General features: G+C 61.1%; 13 protein-coding genes. 6 read left to right on the top strand and 7 right to left on the bottom strand.

Annotated elements, in window-relative coordinates; translation table 11 throughout:
* The first annotated feature begins 182 nt into the window (after nt 1-182).
* The 3 genes from D8676_RS12290 to D8676_RS12280 all read left to right on the top strand — a co-directional run bounded on the left by D8676_RS12290 (nt 183) and on the right by D8676_RS12280 (nt 3379).
* Nucleotides 183-1187 (top strand): glycosyltransferase 61 family protein, encoded by a 1005-nt coding sequence (locus D8676_RS12290; protein ID WP_121581191.1) that lies wholly within the window; start codon nt 183-185, stop codon nt 1185-1187.
* 148 nt (nt 1188-1335) lie between these two features.
* A complete protein-coding gene (locus D8676_RS12285) occupies nt 1336-2442 on the top strand; it encodes an acyltransferase (protein ID WP_183097082.1) in 1107 nt (368 codons plus the stop codon).
* Nucleotides 2443-2518: 76 nt separating this feature from the next.
* On the top strand, nt 2519-3379 hold the full coding sequence (locus tag D8676_RS12280; protein ID WP_121581189.1) for a class I SAM-dependent methyltransferase: 861 nt from the start codon (nt 2519-2521) through the stop codon (nt 3377-3379).
* A 63-nt stretch (nt 3380-3442) separates the two neighbouring features.
* Here D8676_RS12280 and D8676_RS12275 read toward each other — a convergent pair whose 3' ends face one another.
* Complete coding sequence (locus D8676_RS12275; protein ID WP_121581188.1) at nt 3443-4891, bottom strand: DUF2793 domain-containing protein; 1449 nt, start codon at nt 4889-4891, stop codon at nt 3443-3445.
* Nucleotides 4892-5191: 300 nt separating this feature from the next.
* On the opposite strand from D8676_RS12275, the gene D8676_RS12270 reads away from it, so the two are divergent.
* From D8676_RS12270 to D8676_RS12260, 3 genes are read left to right on the top strand one after another with little or no spacing between them, the layout of a single operon-like run.
* A complete protein-coding gene (locus tag D8676_RS12270) occupies nt 5192-7057 on the top strand; it encodes a nucleoside-diphosphate sugar epimerase/dehydratase (protein WP_121581187.1) in 1866 nt (621 codons plus the stop codon).
* 39 nt (nt 7058-7096) lie between these two features.
* Complete coding sequence (locus D8676_RS12265) at nt 7097-8038, top strand: glycosyltransferase family 2 protein (RefSeq protein ID WP_245426763.1); 942 nt, start codon at nt 7097-7099, stop codon at nt 8036-8038.
* 5 nt (nt 8039-8043) lie between these two features.
* Nucleotides 8044-8583 (top strand): sugar transferase, encoded by a 540-nt coding sequence (locus D8676_RS12260; RefSeq protein ID WP_183097081.1) that lies wholly within the window; start codon nt 8044-8046, stop codon nt 8581-8583.
* Here the strand turns inward: D8676_RS12260 and D8676_RS12255 are convergent.
* From D8676_RS12255 to rfbA, 6 genes are all read right to left on the bottom strand, one after another.
* Complete coding sequence (locus D8676_RS12255; RefSeq protein WP_121581184.1) at nt 8546-10021, bottom strand: glycosyltransferase; 1476 nt, start codon at nt 10019-10021, stop codon at nt 8546-8548. The two genes, D8676_RS12260 and D8676_RS12255, sit on opposite strands and share 38 nt — an antisense overlap.
* A gap of 76 nt (nt 10022-10097) precedes the next feature.
* Nucleotides 10098-12047, bottom strand: a complete 1950-nt coding sequence (locus D8676_RS12250) for a glycoside hydrolase family 99-like domain-containing protein (RefSeq protein ID WP_183097080.1) — start codon at nt 12045-12047, stop codon at nt 10098-10100.
* Between the two features lie 991 nt (nt 12048-13038).
* Nucleotides 13039-13920 carry a dTDP-4-dehydrorhamnose reductase gene (gene rfbD, locus D8676_RS12245; protein ID WP_121581182.1) on the bottom strand — a complete coding sequence of 294 codons (882 nt, stop codon included), beginning with the start codon at nt 13918-13920 and terminating at the stop codon, nt 13039-13041.
* On the bottom strand, nt 13917-14984 hold the full coding sequence (rfbB, locus tag D8676_RS12240) for a dTDP-glucose 4,6-dehydratase (protein ID WP_121581181.1): 1068 nt from the start codon (nt 14982-14984) through the stop codon (nt 13917-13919). The genes rfbD and rfbB overlap by 4 nt, the downstream gene beginning before the upstream one ends.
* Nucleotides 14985-15035: 51 nt before the next feature.
* Nucleotides 15036-15590: a dTDP-4-dehydrorhamnose 3,5-epimerase gene (gene rfbC, locus D8676_RS12235; protein ID WP_121581180.1), complete on the bottom strand. Its 555-nt coding sequence runs from the start codon at nt 15588-15590 to the stop codon at nt 15036-15038.
* Nucleotides 15583-16470, bottom strand: coding sequence for a glucose-1-phosphate thymidylyltransferase RfbA (rfbA, locus tag D8676_RS12230; RefSeq protein ID WP_121581179.1), 888 nt, complete (start codon nt 16468-16470; stop codon nt 15583-15585). The genes rfbC and rfbA overlap by 8 nt, the downstream gene beginning before the upstream one ends.
* Nucleotides 16471-16642: the final 172 nt, after the last annotated feature.

Here is a 16642-nt window from a genome sequence, read left to right as displayed (position 1 = left end):
GACGTTCACTGCCCCGCACGACAATCCTGTCGCAAAAGTCTCTGCTACGACAAGCGTTGGCGAGATAGACCTTGCCGCCATCGTCCAAAGTCAAGGCTGAACTGATATCGGCTCTGGACCTTAGGCTGCCGCGGTGTTCGAGCGTCGACGAACTCTGCGATGCGGGAGAAGGAATCCACCTCATGGAGCCGGAACACTATCCGGCGCCAGCCCCGACCGTTTCCCTCAACCCTTCTGCGCTTCGCACAAATAGTTTCCTGTCGCCGCCGAGACCATACAGCTTTGGACCGTTCTTCCTGGCCAAGCTTCGCAGTCCGCTCTACTTGAAATACTGCAACTTGGTTGCAACGCCGGACGGCGTCCTCATTCATGAATCCTATCCCAACCGAGGCGCAACTTTCGGCAAATGGCCGTTCACTTACCTGCCGGGAATTGAGAGCACCGACGAAGGGTATATCTACTCGCCCGGACCGGCGGTCGATGTGCCGGATGACGTGCTGATCGTTGCGCATTCATCGGCCTCCGTGTTTGGCCATTTCGTCATGGACTCGCTTTCAGTGGCCATTTCGTTGCGCCGGCAGATCGTGCAACGCGGGCTGAAGATTGCGCTGTTTCAGCCTCAACAGTGGATGCTGGATCTTCTACGCTTCGCAGGCATACCCCAGACTTCCATCATCACGCTCAGTGAGCGGATCGTTCGTTTTCGGTCCGCAATCATAACTTCCGCACTGGCCGCGCAAACGACCTACACGCCCGGCTCGCTTGCGGTGGAGACCTTCGATCACCTCCGAAGGCGGACCTTCCTGCGTGCACGTGTGCCTCCACTGAAACTTTTCCTGCGTCGTGGCGGCGCTACCGCGCGAATGTCCAACGAATCCGAAGTCGCTGATCTTTTCGCCGAGGCGGGTTACGCCGTGCTGTCTCCCCACAAAATGTCGATCCCGACACAGATGGCCATCGCATCCGGGGCGGTTGCCGTCGCAGCCTCGTATGGCTCTGGCCACGCACTATCGGGATTTATGTCTGCGGGCGCGACCGTCATCGAACTCCTGCCTTCCGATGCCGAGGACAATTGGTTCATCCGACTTGCAGCGCGGCGGCACCTCAATCATCGGATCGTTGTTGTCGAGCGAAGCGCCAACGTCGATGTCCAGTCGCTGAAGACACAACTGGAAGGTCTGCTTTGAAGGATCACAGCCTGACTGAGGATATAGACGGTTTGTTCGGACGATGCCGACGTGTTGCTATTCAATATAGCAGGTGTTGTTTGAAAAGCTGAAACCAGGTGCTAAGAGCGCCGAGATGAGCGCTGCACCACGGGAAAGACTGGATGGAATGGACGCGCTGCGCGCCTGGGCCGCAGTCGGAGTGGTTGTTGTCCACGTCTATTCCTTGAACCGCATCGTAACGCCGCCGGCGATCGCAGAGGTGGTCAACAAATTCGGGCTTGGCGTCGAATTGTTCTTCGCGCTGAGCGCCTTTTGCCTGGCCGTCGGCTATTTCGGAAAGCTGGGCACCGAAGAAACCATTCGCCGCTTTATGGTGCGGCGCTTATTTCGCATCGCGCCGTTGATGTACTTCATGATCGCGTTCTGGACCCTCGAAATGACCCGTCGCTACGGGGAGTTCCCAGGATGGGACGCGCTGGTCCTCAACGTCACCTTCCTGTTCGGCCTCATACCCGGCAAGGCAGAAGGGATCGTCTGGGCCAGTTGGTCGCTGGGCGTGGAAATGCTCTTTTACCTGGTCTTCCCCCTCCTCTGCATATTCGTGAAATCGTGGCGATCGGCTGCCGCGCTGTTGCTTGTCACACTGATCGTCTCGATCGGTTGCCGATGGGCCATCCTCGATGGCGGCGAACTTCCAAAGTCATTCGCGCGGCAGAATATCGTAACAGCCTCACCCTACTTCGTTATGGGTCTGCTCGCCTACTTCGTCTGGCGGCGATTGTCCGGACTGCCGCAGCGCAGGATCGTCAGCCACCTGCTCCTTGGCGGCTCGCTGGCCTGGTGGGTGCTTGTCGGACTTTCCGGGTTGGGATCCTTGCGGATTGGCGACCTGCCTGTCGGGCATTATGCGATCGGACTTGCTTTTCCGGCCCTGATCCTTTCGCAGGCCCTTCACCCGACATCGTTGCTCGTAAATCCAGCAACCGTATTTGTCGGATTGCGAGGCTACAGCGTCTATCTGCTGCACCCCGCGGTGATCCTCTACACCATGCCGCTGGTGCGGTGGATCTATGGCTCGACCGACACGATGAAATCCGGTGACTGGTCGCCCTTCATCTGGTCCTGCCTCGCGGTCACGGCGATCACGATCTTCTTGGCCGACGTGGCTTACCGCCTGATCGAGAAGCCGGGTGTCGCGCTCGGCAAGCGGCTGTTGTCCAGGACAGCCTCGCTTCCTGCGCCGTCTCCTTCACCTCAGACACAAGCTCTTTGAGCACCAAAGACGCGGGACATCTTGCGTCGTTTGAAATAGAACCGGCAATGCTACTGAAAGCACGGGCGATCAGGCGATGACGGCAATTTCAAAAGATGACGTTTTCCGAGGCATGGTCGAAAAGCTGGAGCGCCATCTAGCCTCCAACGACATCACTGAGGCGCGGGCAATACTCTCCCAGATCCCGTTGGACGTTTTCGCTGCCCTGACATGCACGGACGAACTGGCGTCCTTTCCCGCAGCGTCCGCATACTTCCCGAAAATGCCCGCTGAACAGTTCCAGCGCAATTGGGTCGGCAGTTCAGGGATAAGTCTCCTTCAACAATCCGTCGCCTTTGTCCGAGCATGCGTCCGCGAGTACGAAACTCGGAGCGGCCGGAAAATAGATGATGCCGCGATCCTTGACTATGGAGTGGGCTGGGGGCGCCTGCTGCGGCTATTCAACAAATATGTTCCCGACGATCGGTTGTTTGGCGTCGATGCTTGGGAGCCGGTGCTGAAGGTCGCTAAGAGTTTGGGGGTAAGGGGGCAGCTTGCCCAAGTGGCGTCGATTCCGGATCAACTGCCTTTCAATCTTAAATTCGATCTCATTTTTGCATTCTCGATATTCACGCATCTGTCACCTCGAAGCGCAAATGCCGTTGCGAAGGTCTGCGCTGACAGCCTCTCTGCCGACGGTTTGATCGTATTTACCATGAGGCCCATATCGGCTTTCGATCCGGTTCATCAGCCCGAGATTGTCACGGGGTACAAAACGAGCGGCTTCGGCTTCGAACCCAGCAAGGATGTTGCGCCGGTCGACGGCGACGTTCCCTATGGAAAAGCCGCCATCAGCCTGGAATATATTCGGGACAACTGGCCCTGGTTACGAATCGCCGGGTTGGAATATAACCTGATCGACCCCCATCAAATTCTGGTTCTACTTAGACGAGCATAGAATTAGGTCGCCCGTCGCCATGGTTTCTTCTGTACAAAAGCAGGTCGTAGGCGGGACCGCCGCTCATAGATACCATCCCGGCGAGGTTGCCGTTCCGGAAGCATTGCCCGGGAAGAAGCTGGCGCCACTGCCGCTTGTGTTGATGCCCCCGCCTGCCGTTGCAGTGTAGCGTGGGCCGGTGGCAGCTCCCGAAAACGAGCCGGAAGCCAATATGGCGCCCATGTTCGAAGCGTTGGCATAGGCGATGGAAAAGGCCGGCGTGCCCGTCAGGGTGACCGTCACGCCAGTCGCCCGGATATAGGCTCCGAATTGGGCATTGAGGTGGTAGATCGATCCCCCTGAAATCGTGTAGGCTGACAGCATCGACAGGAACGCACCCGGAGCGGCGGCCAGGATGTGGCTCGCAACGCAGGTTCCAAACTCCAGGCCAGCGCCGCACAGGAACCGGGATGCCGCATCCAGTCGAATGCCGCCACCAGCGGAGTTGGTTATCTTCATGTTTTGCAGTGTGACGATGCCGGGCATCGGGGCCGTCGCGTGAAAAGCCGCACCCGATGAGGTAGAGGCAATCACCGTGTTCGATGCGCCCGCGCCCGACACGACGATATTTCCGCCGACCCAGGCCTTGTTGAAGGTTATCCCCTCGAAAGAACCGCTGCCGACGCTGATCGTGACCGTATGGCCGTTGAGGTCGATCGTGCAGATCGTGTCGAACGCCTTCTGCAGCGTCAGGAACGCGCCGGCCGCGCTGTCGGCGAGGCCAGCGTTGCCGTCGCTGCCATCCGCGCGGACATGGTAGGTGCGGTTCCCGGTCAGGGTCTCGCGCACGTGCCGCCGCGTCACAATCTGGTTTTCGTCGCCGAGCGGCAACGCGGCCGGCAGGCTGACGCGGCCGGTCGCCCGGTCGACCTTCAGCGCCTCGGTCCATGCGGTACCGTTGGCCGAGACCTTCACGTGCCAGTCGTCGTCGCCGGCGAGGCCGAATTCCGCCCTGCCCGAATAGCCGGATTGAAAGACCAGCGAAGCGGTGTCGCCGGCGGCCGCCTTGTTGATCTTGAGCCGGTGGTCGCCGTCTTCCTCGTCGAAAAGCGACGCGGGGCTCTTGACGGCCAGCCGGTTGGCCGGGTCGGCGGCCGTGTTCACGCCGACCAGCGGCGCCGGGTTCACGCTGTGCACCGCGGCGTCGATCCACGCCGCCCCGTCGAACCCGAGCAGGCGGTCTTCGTCGGCGACCCAGACGACCCAGCCCGCCTTCGGCGCAAGAAATGCCCAGGCCCCGTCCTGCCAGGCGGCTATCGTTCCGTCCTTGCCTGCCCAGGCGTCGGTCCCGACGGCGGCGATCAGATAGCGGGCGCCGTCCACGGGCGTTGCGGGAGGCGTTGGGAGGTCCCGGTCCAGCACCGCCAGTTGCACCAGCGCATCGAGCGTCCTGACCGCTTCATTGTGGGTCACGTGCTTCTGCGCCTGCGAGGGCATGATGTAGGGAAGTTGGAGATTTGCGGAGTTTTCCATTGGGTTCCTCGATCGGTTGCGATCGCCAATGGTAAGTGCGCGTGGGGAAGCGTGGATAAAGTCACGCGTTTTTTTTATTTTCCGGGCTGATCAGTTTGCGCAGAGCCGAACTTTTCGATACTTGCGAAGCATTGTCCGGTCCTGTCAGATATCGACCTGGCTTGATCTTTCCGTCAGGTAAACGATGCTTCACTTCGATGGCGCGGCTGTGACAAAACGTCAATTGTTTCGACAGCCGATATTGGATTCAACGATCGGCGCAATGTGATCGGATCTGGTCCAACAGGATATCAGCGCCAGATGTACAGTGGACAGCTCGGCCGTCATATCGCGGCATTGCCGCGCGGTGCGAAGAAATTGCTGTTCGTGTGCTTCGATTTCGTGGCGTTGATCGCGGTCCTGTGGCTCAGCTTCTCGCTCCGGCTCAACCATCTCTTCGTTCCCAATGTCGAACAGGCGCTGCTCATGCTCGCGGCGCCGATGATCGCGCTGCCGATCTTTGTCCGCATGGGGCTCTATCGCGCCGTGTTGCGCTTCCTTCCGGAACGGGCGATCTGGACGATCCTCAAGGCCGTGACCGTGGCGGCGCTCGCGTGGGTCAGCCTCGCCTTCCTCACCCAGATGACCGGGCTCGCCGGCGTGCCGCGATCCGTGGCGGTGGTCTACTGGTCGCTCAGCGTTCTGGTGATCGCCGGCAGCCGGTTCGGGTCGAAGTGGCTATTCTGGGCGGATCCGGTGGCGGCGGCGAACGTCCAGCGGACCTTGATCTACGGTACCGGCAATCCGGCCATGCAACTCGTCAACGCGCTCGTGTCCAGCCGCAAACGCAACGTCATCGGGTTCATCAGCGACGATCCCGGCCTCAAGGGCATGGATATGCTCGGCCTGCGCGTTTACGGGATGGCCGACCTGGAGACAGTCGTCAACGGTTTCGACGTCGACGAGATCATCGTCACCACGCCGATGCCGACCGGCGAGGCGCAGCGTGCGCTGGTCACACGCTTCAGCTCGTTGCCGATAAAATTCAGGATCCTGCCTGCGATCGCCGATCTCGCCGCCGGCAAATATTCGATCGGCGACATCCGCGACATCGATATCGACGATCTGCTGCGTCGGTCTCCCGTGCCTGCCGATCCCGAGCTGATGCGCAGCGTCATAGACGGGCGCGTCATCCTGGTCACCGGTGCGGCCGGCTCGATCGGCTCCGCGCTCGCCCGCACCTTGGCCAAGCTCAATCCTGCGAAGCTCATCCTTATGGATTTCAACGAGTACGGGCTCTACCAGATCGGCCGCGACATTGCCGCGAACACCCCCTTCCCCATCACCCATATACTGGGATCGGTCACCGACGGCGCACTCGTCAGGCGGATTCTCTGCGACAATCGGGTCGATACCGTCTATCACTGCGCGGCGTTCAAGCATGTGTCGATGGTCGAGGCCAACTGTGTGGAGGGCGCGCGCAACAACGTGCTCGGAACATGGACCGTCGTCGAGGCCGCCTATGACTGCGGCGTCACCAATTTCATCCTGATCTCCTCCGACAAGGCGGTGCGCCCGGCCAGCGTTATGGGTGCGACGAAGCGCTGGTCCGAGTTCATCGTCCGCCACTATGGCACCAGGAGCGACAATCACGGTATCGAGCGCAACTTCGCCTCGGTCCGATTCGGAAACGTCATCGGCTCAAGCGGTTCCGTCGTCCCGCTCTTCAAGGAGCAGATCGCCGCCGGTGGCCCGGTCACGCTGACCCATGAGGACATGACCCGCTATTTCATGTCCGTGCAGGAGGCTGCCGAACTGATCATCCAGGCGACCGCGCTGTCGAAATCCGGCGACGTGCTCCTGCTCGAAATGGGCGAGCCGGTCAGGATCAAGGAACTGGCCGAAGCCATGATCCGTCTGTCCGACCGTTCGGTACGCGACGCGGACAACCCGGACGGCGACATCGAGATTGTCACCATCGGCATGCGCGAGGGCGAGAAGCTTCACGAGGAACTGTTCTACAATCCGGACGGCGTGACGCCGACGTCGCATCCAAAGATCCTGCGCGGACGCCGCCGTCACGCATTGCCCATCGACGTTCCCGCCAGGATCGCCGGCATCCGCGACCGGATCGAGGCCCGCGACGAACCCGCGGTCCGGCAAATGCTGTTCGACTTCGGCTCCTAGATGACGGCTTCGCCCGTTCCGAAGGCAGGAAGCGCAAGCGTGCCGTCTAGCGAGCCCGCAGGCACGGTGGCGATATGGCTGGCGACGAGGAACGGCGCCGCCTTCCTCGACGAGCAGCTTCGCTCGCTTGCAGTTCAGACCCATCCCTCGATCGATATCTGGGCCTCGGACGATGGCTCGACCGACGCCACACCAACGATCCTCTCGGCATGGCAAGACCGTTGGGCAAAGGGAACCTTCAGCGTCCGCGGAGGTCCCGGCAAGGGTTTCGCCGAGAATTTCCGGGCATTGATCGCGAACGACGCGGCGCAGGCGGATTTTTTCGCCTGCTGCGACCAGGACGATGTCTGGGAAGCCCACAAGCTGGAGACTGCGCTGGCCTGGATGCGTTCGCAGGACGGTTCGCTGCCACTGCTCTTCTGTTCACGGACGCTTACCGTCTCGCAGTCGGGAGAGCCGATCGGCATATCGCCGCTGTTTCGCCGAAAACCGTCCTTCCGCAACGCGTTGGTGCAGAGCCTGGCCGGCGGCAACACGATGGTGCTGAACCGGGCCGCGCGCGATATCGTGGCGCTCGCCTCGCGACGCTCACCCTTTGTCAGCCATGACTGGTGGATGTATCAGCTGGTCACAGGCGCCGGCGGCATCGTGCACTATTCGCCCGAACCGCTCGTCCGCTATCGTCAGCATGGCGCGAACCTCGTCGGGGCCAACACCTCCTGGACGGCCAGGCTGGGGCGGCTGAGGCGCCTGCTCCGCGGGCAGTTCGCGGAATGGAGCGAGATGAACCTCGCCGGCCTCGAAAGGAACCGTGATCTGCTGACGCCCGACGCGATTGACACCATGGAGCTTTTTGCCCGCGCCCGCGGGGCGCGCAACCCGTTCGCCGCCGCGACCGGCCTCAAAAGATCCGGCGTCTACCGGCAGACGCCGCAGGGTACGCTGGGGCTGTGGGCGGCGCTCGTGCTCAGGCGGATGTGATCGCCGTGAACCGCGCGCAGGACCTCGCTTTGGCAATTCCGCTTGCGCTCGTTGCCTGTCCCCTCGTCGTGGCCGCGGCCCTGTGGGTAAAAACCTCGTCGCCCGGGCCTGCCTTCTTCGCGCAACAGCGGGTCGGCCGCAACGAAAAGCCCTTCAACTGCCTGAAGCTAAGGACCATGTATGTCGGCACGAAGTCGCTGCCGACGCATGAGGTAGGCAAAGAAGCCGTAACAAGCGCGGGAAAGGTCCTGCGCGGGCTGAAGATCGACGAGCTGCCGCAGCTCTGGAACGTGCTCAAGGGCGAGATGAGCCTCGTCGGCCCGAGGCCCTGCCTGCCTACCCAGAAGGAACTGATAGAGCGCCGCAGGAAACGCGGCGTCTACGCACTCAGGCCCGGCATCACCGGGCTCGCCCAGGTCGAAGGCATCGACATGTCGGACCCGGAGAAGCTCGCCGCCAGGGACGCGGACTATCTGACGGGCCGGACCTTCTGGATGGATCTGCGGATCATCGTAAAGACTGTATTTCGGCCCGACCGGGCTTGAGCGCTTCGTGCACGCCTTTCCGAATCTTCATCACCCGGAACTGCTCCGTCTCCTCGACGACCTCGAACAGGCCCAGGACGGGCTGATACCTGCCGCGCCGGAAATCGTGGATCACCACGATGGTCTCCGGTGAGGAAACCAACGCTGCGATGTAGGCGCACTCTACCCGCCGCCGGCCGTCGATGAAGATGAAGTCGTAATCCTCGCGATTACGCAAAGGGCTCGTCGAGTAGTTCAGCTCCGGATCGGCCTGCGACTTGCCCGGGCCGGTCAAATCCTCGAGCCGAAATTCGATCCGGTCCGATGCGTAAACGAATTTTGCCAGATCGCGCTGGTATCTGGGATTGTCGTCAATGCTTTCGAGCCGAAAGTCGACGCCAAGGGAATCGAGGACCATGGGTGCCAGCAAGGACGTGAAGCCCGAACCCCATTCCAGCATCCGAAACAGGCTCTTACCCGCGGCGTATTTCGTTATGATGCCCGAAAACTCATCAAGATAGGGAGAGCCGTAAAAGCTGGAAGCGCGGATGAATTGGTCATTGAATATGAACTGGCACAGGTCGTTTTTGTAGGGAAGTCCGTCCCCACCCCGTCGATACACAGAGAGGCGCTGCGCCTTGGGGAATGCTTCCCCCAGGATTCTTTGCGTCTCGGGCGTCTGGAATCGCATGTATAGGCCAAAGGCCATGAGGTAGTTGGTCTTGTTCAGGTTGTAGAAGCGGCCGGCGACCTCCCTCACGCCTTTCCCACCTGCAATCAGTTGCGGCAGCTCATATGGCTTGGTGCCGTGGAAATGGATGATTTCGGGCAATTCCTGGTGCCCGGAGAAGGGTCGCCAGTTAAGCCGCTGCGGCAACGCCTCCCATTCGCCGGGGAAGAATTTGTTGATCGCTCCCTGGTCATAGAAGCCGCTGTCACCGTGGAAATAGAAATCATGCTTCGCCGCAAAGTCGATCAGACCGGCAAGGCGTTTGCGGAACGCTCCCAGATTGATGACCATGACGCCGGAATTCAGGATGTGCTTGTTGGGGACCGGTCCGCTCGCAAGCATCGCGTATTCCGGCGCTGCCGCGAACAGCTCGGGCCTCATGTCGATGCGCGGATCGCGGGGGAAGAGAACGTCGACGTCCGTATAGAGGACGACATCGTCCGTCTGGTCGATGACGGGAATGTCCAGCCGCAAGTAGGCGCCACGCGCGTGCGCGGGATTGAAGCCTTGCTGCGCCTTGGCCGCATTTATCCGATCCAGAAAGGAATTCTGATGGAAATGAACGGTCACGCCGATGCGCTGGAGATATCGCGTGATTTCGTTCGGGGCGCCGTCGTAGATGAAATGCGGCTCTAAGGTAGTGTTTTGAAGCGCAGAGTGAACGGCTGCGAACATGCTTTCCGCAAAACCGTTCATGCCGTGTTCGTTCAGGCAGAAATACCATTTCATCCGGAGGTTCCTAACGCCATCACAACAACATCAAAGCCCCACACCGCCGACACACGCGCTTCCGTGGAGCCTGCTCCTAAAGTTCCTCGGTTCGGAAACTCGATTTCGCGGCGGCGGCCGCCAGCACTCTCTCCACCGCATGCGCGAGCGTGCCGTCGACCTGTCCCACCTCGTACTCGAACATCTCCGGCAGCAGCTTCAGTTCCGCGACGCGCTTTAGCGCGTCCACCCGGAACCAGAACATCGAGCCTGCAACGAAGTCGCAATCGTAACTCTCGGCAAGTTCCCCAATATCAAGCTGCTGGAACAGATAGTCGAGCCAGCGCCGGTTTAGGACGTGCCGCGGCGGATGCGCCAGGGAAAGCACGGAGCCCGACGGCGCCAACATCCCGAGCGTCGGATCGTCCTCGAAGCGTTTCCTGTTTTTGGCGAAAATCGCCTGCGATCCGATCAGCTCGTCGAACGCGTGACGCCGCAGCGCCTCCCCGTCATTGCGCTGCGGCGACTTTTTCGTGTGGACCTTGCAGGCATAGCGATATCCCTGCTCTCGCGCGAATGCCAGTTGATCAAGGAAAGGCGCAAGATCCCTTCCCCTGTTGTCGAATAATTCAATTCTAACTCCAGGGAGATTGTCGAGGAGATATCTGATGCTTTTTTCCGAAACGGCGCGGCCCGCCGATATCGTTACGTCGACACCACGCAGTCTTGATAGGGTATCGACGATCTCTCCAATGAGTTCCTCGTAGTGCACATGCACTATGACGAGCGTGTCATTCTTCTTCTCAAACCGGTCGCTCGATGCTTTGACACGCTCGGACACCTCCTCCGAAGCGACATACAAGTCCCTCAGAATGTTTCCGGTGGCGTGCAGGTAGGCATACCCGTATCTGCGGTCCGGCTCCAGGTGCGCCCCTTCGGCCCATTCGTTCCAGGCGTTGATGAAGACGAAAGGCGGATAGTTTGTGTCCGCCGCGGTCTGCTCGACCGCATAAGCGACCGACCGCTTGAACCACGAGGCATAGGCGCTGGGCGAAGACCCATGGAAGATGTGCCCCGCGCCAGGCCGGCGTGCTTCGTTGTCCCATCCCGGAGAAACGGTCTTTATCAAAGGATAGTCGGCGGTCCGCTGGCTGGCGTAACCGTCCGCCAGGTCTTCGTAGCTGTAGATGTTCCCCCGGAAATACGGATTCACCAGGGCGATTTGCTTGGTTATGTTCGACGCGGGTATTTGATGGGGCGGGAACTCGATGGCCGCGTCGAACCCATATGGCCTCGGGTCGGTGATCTCGAACGAGCGGGCCGCGATCAGGTAGATCTCGCCGATGCCTGCTTCCCTGCATCGCTGCCGCCATCTGTTCGCCGTGGCCTTGGGGTCGGGTAGCTGAGATACCCGGTAGACGATCAGCATCGGCTTGCCGTCATGGCGGATGTAGCGTGGATCGGAAAAGGCCGGAAAGAGAGCCTCGATGAAGGCGATGTCATCCTCCGGGGAATATTTCTGGGAGATCAGGACTTCGTTTTCCTGCCCGTCCCAGCGCCGGGTCCAGTTTTCGTTTGCCCAGCAGAAGCAGAATGGCAGCTTGATCGTCTTCGATGCCAGATACTGGTCGATCGGACGCTCAAGCAGCCGCTTTCCGCCGAACCAATAGTAGTGGAAGCAGAACCCTCCTATCCCATACCAGTCGGCGAGACGGGCCTGCTTCTCCATGGTCTCGACCAGGCGTAGATCATAGAAACCAACGTCGATCGGCAATTGCGGCTGATGGTGCCCGAGATATTGGGGCGCCGCCTTGGTTACGTTCGTCCACTCGGTGAACCCTTCCCCCCACCAGGCATCGTTTTCGGGGATCGGATGGAACTGCGGAAGGTAGAATGCAATGGCTTTGACCGGCGCTCGTTCGACTGCAATCCGCTCCGCTGCCTTGGACACGAACTCGAGGTCGATTCCGTCCTTTTTCCGCGCTCTGGTTGAAACCGCCAACGCATATTCTTCCGCCAGGGAAACCGTTCGAGGTCCTGTTTCCATGACAGGCATGCTTCTTGTGGCGCGGATCAGCCTCGCAACTTCAGACGCCCCTCCCCTGGAGTAGGCGCCTACGAGCTTCCTGGCATTCTTCGTGGATAAAAAAGTTCCCTTTGGGTCACGCAGGCCCAGTTTCAGAAGCGTGGCAGTATAGCCGGACCAGCGCGCAAGCCTTCTGATTTTCTCTACTGGCATCTAATGCTTGCGTTCCTCGAAGATCGGCCGTTCACATCCACGCGTCATATGCTCGTACAAGCACGGTGTAGCACAGGCAACCGCTTAAGCAGTTGAATCCCTCCTTTTTACGGAACTGGCTCAAGGCTACCAGATGCTGCCGCTGGGTCACACCGCTTCTCCACCCGGAATGCGACGGCCAACGAGGCTGTGAGACTGCCGATCACGTGAACAGATTTTCCGCCCTTGCCGGCGCAAGTCTCTGATTTCGCTGGGAGATTAAAATAGTTGGCAGAAATCGATTCACACCCTTTGCGCCTCCCGCATAATGGCCGCACCGCCCTCGCGGGAACCCTGGTCCGGACCGGGGATCAGGGGAGGGCGGCGGTACCGGTTCGGTCGCGCGGAGGTGGCGCGGCTGGGTGATGAGCCCCGAGGACCGGGCCCTGACCGAGGTCGCGCGGTGAAACGATTCTGCGTCCCCTCCAGGTAGGGCAAGAACGCCGGCGGGGTGCGGGAAACCGGCCACGTAATACTATTGAGAGGCCAGGCCCCGTGCCCCGCTTCCCGATTTCTCCTCCCGGCGGTGAGGAGCGTTCTTTGAAAAGGCCAGACTGCGCAAGCAGGGCGTGGCGATGATGAAGCGCGGGTGTCCCTCCCCCTTGAGGGGGTGAACAGCCGGTTCACGGAACGCGAATTCGTCATGCCGGTGGCATGACGAAAGGCCGGCGAACGCCGGGACGCTGCGCAGCAGTGGACAACCGACGCAGGCGGTTGGACGGGTGGGGTCGCCGGTGAAGTGCTCTGCGCCAGCAGGACTTCAGCCGATCAGCCGTTCCACCACGGTCCTGCACGAATCCTGCCAGGCGGGCGGACGCCAGCCGTGGACTTCCAGGAGCTTTTCGCAGGACAGGCGCGAATTTCGCGGTCGGCGCGCCTTCGTCGGATAGTCGGCCGTCGTGATGTCTTCGACTTCCGCCGACGGCCCGCCGAGGCTGGCGCTTGTCGCGAGAATCTGCCGCGCGAACCCCGCCCAGTTCGTGTCGCCTTCGCCCGCCAGGTGGAATATTCCGTAGGTTTCCGGTTGCCGGTCGGCGATGATGGTTCTCGCGATCCGCAAGACGCCCTCGGCGACATCGGCTGCGGCGGTCGGGTTGCCCCACTGGTCGGCGACGATCCGGATGCGATCGTGCTGACGCGCCAGGGCGAGCATCGTCTTGGCGAAATTCTTCCCGAACGGGCTGTAGACCCAGGCGGTGCGCAGGATCACGTGGCGCGGATTGGCGGCGGCGACCGCTTCTTCGCCGTCGAGCTTGCTGCGGCCGTAGACGCTTTGCGGGTCGGTCGCGTCCGTCTCGACCCGCTCGCCCTCCAACTCACCCGAGAAGACGTAGTCGGTCGAAAGATGAATGATTGCCGCACCCGCCTCGGCCGCCGCGGAGGCTACCGCTCCCGCGCCCGCTGCATTGATCGCGAACGCCCGCTCCGGCTCGTCCTCGGCCTGGTCGACCGCCGTATGGGCTGCCGCGGAAACGACGACGTCCGGCTGTGCGGCGAGGATTGCCGGCCTGATCGTTTCCGGCTGCAGGAGGTCGAGTTGCGGCCGGCCGATCGACACCAGTTCGATATCGGCATCGGCCGCCGCGCGTTCCGCGAGGCTCCTCGCCACCTGGCCTTCGCGGCCGGTAACCAGGATTCTCACCGCGGCGCCAACGGCGAGCCCAGTCGCTCCCCGGCATACCGCCCGTCACGGATCGGTTTCCACCACCAGTCATTGTCGAGATACCAGCGCACCGTCCTGGCAAGGCCGCTCTCGAAGGTCTCGGAGGGCTGCCAGCCCAGTTCGCGGCTTATCTTCGACGCATCGATGGCATAGCGGCGGTCATGCCCCGGACGGTCGGAAACGAAGGCGATGAGTTCGCGGTAACTGCCGCCGCCGCTTCGCGGCTTCATGTCGTCGAGCACGTCGCAGATCGTTTCGACCACCACGAGATTGCTGCGCTCGGAGTTGCCGCCGACATTGTAGCTTTCGCCCGGCACGCCCTTTGTCGCGACGAGTTCCAGCGCGCGCGCATGATCGTCGACGTAGAGCCAGTCGCGTATGTTTGCGCCGGTGCCATAGACCGGTATCGGCTTCTCGTGCAGCGCATTCAGTATCGCCAGCGGAATGAGCTTTTCGGGAAAATGGAAGGGGCCGTAATTGTTGGAGCAATTGGAGACGACCACCGGCAGGCCGTAGGTCTCGTGCCATGCGCGGACCAGATGGTCCGACGCCGCCTTGGAAGCTGAATAGGGCGAGGACGGCGCGTAAGGCGTGTCCTCCGTGAATACGCCTTCGTCGAAGGGCAGGTCTCCGAAAACCTCGTCGGTCGATATGTGGTGGAAACGAAACGCGTTCTTCTTTTCGCCGGACAGTCCGTGCCAATATGTCAGTGCTGCGGAAAGCAGGCGGAACGTGCCGACGATGTTGGTCTCGATGAAGGCGGAGGGCCCGTCGATCGACCGGTCGACATGGCTTTCAGCCGCCAGATGCATGATCACGTCGATGTCGTGCCGGCGCAGCAGATCGTCGATGACCGAAGCATCGCAGATATCGGCGTTCGCGAAGCTGTAGTTGGGATGGTTCTCGATCTGGCGAAGCGATTCGAGATTGCCGGCATAGGTCAGCTTGTCGACATTGACGACGTGATGGCCGGGATTGCCGCAAAGGAGCCGGCAGACCGCCGACCCGATAAAACCCGCTCCGCCGGTGACCAGAATGTTCATGGGCCCTCTACGAGCTTCCTCCGGCACATCGCGCACCAAGTCATCCGCAAATTATTCAAAGATCTGGGCATCGGCGAGAAGCGGCGCTCCGCGATCCTTGTCCGAAAGCGTGATCCCGGCTGCAGGGACCGGCCAGTCGATGCCGATCGCCGGATCGTCGAACCTTATCGACCTGTCGTGCTCGGGGGCGTAGCGCTCGGTCACCTTGTAGACGACCTCGGTGTCGGGAACGAGCGTCACGAAGCCGTGCGCGAAACCTCTAGGCACGAGGATCTGGTTCCATTTCTCCGCCGAAACCTCCAGCCCCAGCCACCTGCCGAAGGTCGGGGAGTTTTTTCGTATGTCGACCGCGACGTCGAAAATCGCGCCGTGCACCACCCTGACCAGCTTGTCCTGGGCGAAGGGCGGCAGCTGGTAGTGAAGTCCGCGAAGCACGCCCGCCGCTCTCGACAGCGAATGGTTGTCCTGCACGAAGACCAGGTCAATTCCCGCCGCGACCAGACCAGGCGCGCTGTAGGTCTCGGAGAAGAACCCGCGATCGTCGCCGAACCGCTGCGGCGTGATCTCATAGACGCCCGCGAGTTCGAGTTCCTTCACCTCAACCATCCTGCTGCGTCACCTCGGCCATGCGCCGCCGCAGATATTGGGCGTATTCGTTGCTGCCGAGCCGATCGGCGCGGAACAGGACCTGTTGCGGATCAAGCCATCCCATCTCGACGCCGATCTCTTCCGGACAGGCGATCTTGATGCCCTGCCGGTGCTCGATGGTTCTGACGAAGGAGGATGCGTCGTGCAGGCTGTCGTGGGTGCCCGTGTCGAGCCAGGCAAAGCCGCGGCCAAGCCTGTGAACATGGAGATCGCCGCGTTCCAGATAGGCGTTGTTGACTGCCGTTATTTCGAGTTCACCACGCGCCGATGGCGTCGTCGACGCGGCAATTCCAATGACGTCGTTGTCGTAGAAGTAGAGCCCCGTCACCGCCCAGTTCGATTTCGGCTCAGCCGGTTTTTCCTCGATAGACAGCGCCCGTCCGGTGGCCCGGTCGAAGCTGACGACGCCGTATCTCTGTGGATGGTCGACCTGATAGGCGAAGACCGAGGCTCCGCTCGTAAGCGACGCGGCCTGCTGGCAGATACGCGAAAGGCCCTCGCCGAAAAAGATGTTGTCGCCGAGGACCATGGCGACGGAACTGTCACCGATAAAATCCCTGCCGATGATGAAGGCTTCCGCCAGCCCTCTCGGCTCCGCCTGCTCGGCATAGGAAAGGCGAATCCCGAAATCGGAGCCGTCGCCGAGCAGCCCGCGGAAGCCCGGCAGGTCGCGCGGCGTCGATATGACGAGGATTTCCCGAATTCCCGCCAGCATGAGAACGCTGAGCGGATAGTAGATCATCGGCTTGTCGTAGATCGGCAATATCTGCTTCGACACCGCCAGGGTAAGCGGATAGAGCCGGGTCCCGCTTCCTCCCGCCAGAATGATGCCCTTCATCGAGTCCTCAGTCCAAGCAGGAGATCTACGATAGGGAGAGGGCGAAAAATTGGGTAGGGAACGGGATTATGCACGATCTGTCTTGCTCTTGAGCGGCCCCGCAACCCAGCCCGGATTACCGCCTTCAGCGAGCATGGTCAACGACTTGGGCGTCTTGCGGGAATGGCACAGC

It is taken from the genome of Mesorhizobium sp. YM1C-6-2 (assembly GCF_003666685.1).
Taxonomy (GTDB): domain Bacteria; phylum Pseudomonadota; class Alphaproteobacteria; order Rhizobiales; family Rhizobiaceae; genus Mesorhizobium_K.
Note: the sequence above shows the minus strand (reverse complement) of the source record. Positions and strands in the feature narration are given on the sequence as shown.

Excerpts from the sequence above, each read along its gene's own strand:
- D8676_RS12290 (WP_121581191.1), top strand. The coding sequence starts at position 183 with ATGGAGCCGGAACACTATCCGGCGCCAGCCCCGACCGTTTCCCTCAAC.
- D8676_RS12285 (WP_183097082.1), top strand. The coding sequence starts at position 1,336 with ATGGACGCGCTGCGCGCCTGGGCCGCAGTCGGAGTGGTTGTTGTCCAC.
- D8676_RS12280 (WP_121581189.1), top strand. The coding sequence starts at position 2,519 with ATGACGGCAATTTCAAAAGATGACGTTTTCCGAGGCATGGTCGAAAAG.
- D8676_RS12275 (WP_121581188.1), bottom strand. The coding sequence starts at position 4,891 with ATGGAAAACTCCGCAAATCTCCAACTTCCCTACATCATGCCCTCGCAG.
- D8676_RS12270 (WP_121581187.1), top strand. The coding sequence starts at position 5,192 with ATGTACAGTGGACAGCTCGGCCGTCATATCGCGGCATTGCCGCGCGGT.
- D8676_RS12255 (WP_121581184.1), bottom strand. The coding sequence starts at position 10,021 with ATGAAATGGTATTTCTGCCTGAACGAACACGGCATGAACGGTTTTGCG.
- D8676_RS12250 (WP_183097080.1), bottom strand. The coding sequence starts at position 12,047 with ATGGAAACAGGACCTCGAACGGTTTCCCTGGCGGAAGAATATGCGTTG.
- rfbB (WP_121581181.1), bottom strand. The coding sequence starts at position 14,984 with ATGAACATTCTGGTCACCGGCGGAGCGGGTTTTATCGGGTCGGCGGTC.
- rfbC (WP_121581180.1), bottom strand. The coding sequence starts at position 15,590 with ATGGTTGAGGTGAAGGAACTCGAACTCGCGGGCGTCTATGAGATCACG.
- rfbA (WP_121581179.1), bottom strand. The coding sequence starts at position 16,470 with ATGAAGGGCATCATTCTGGCGGGAGGAAGCGGGACCCGGCTCTATCCG.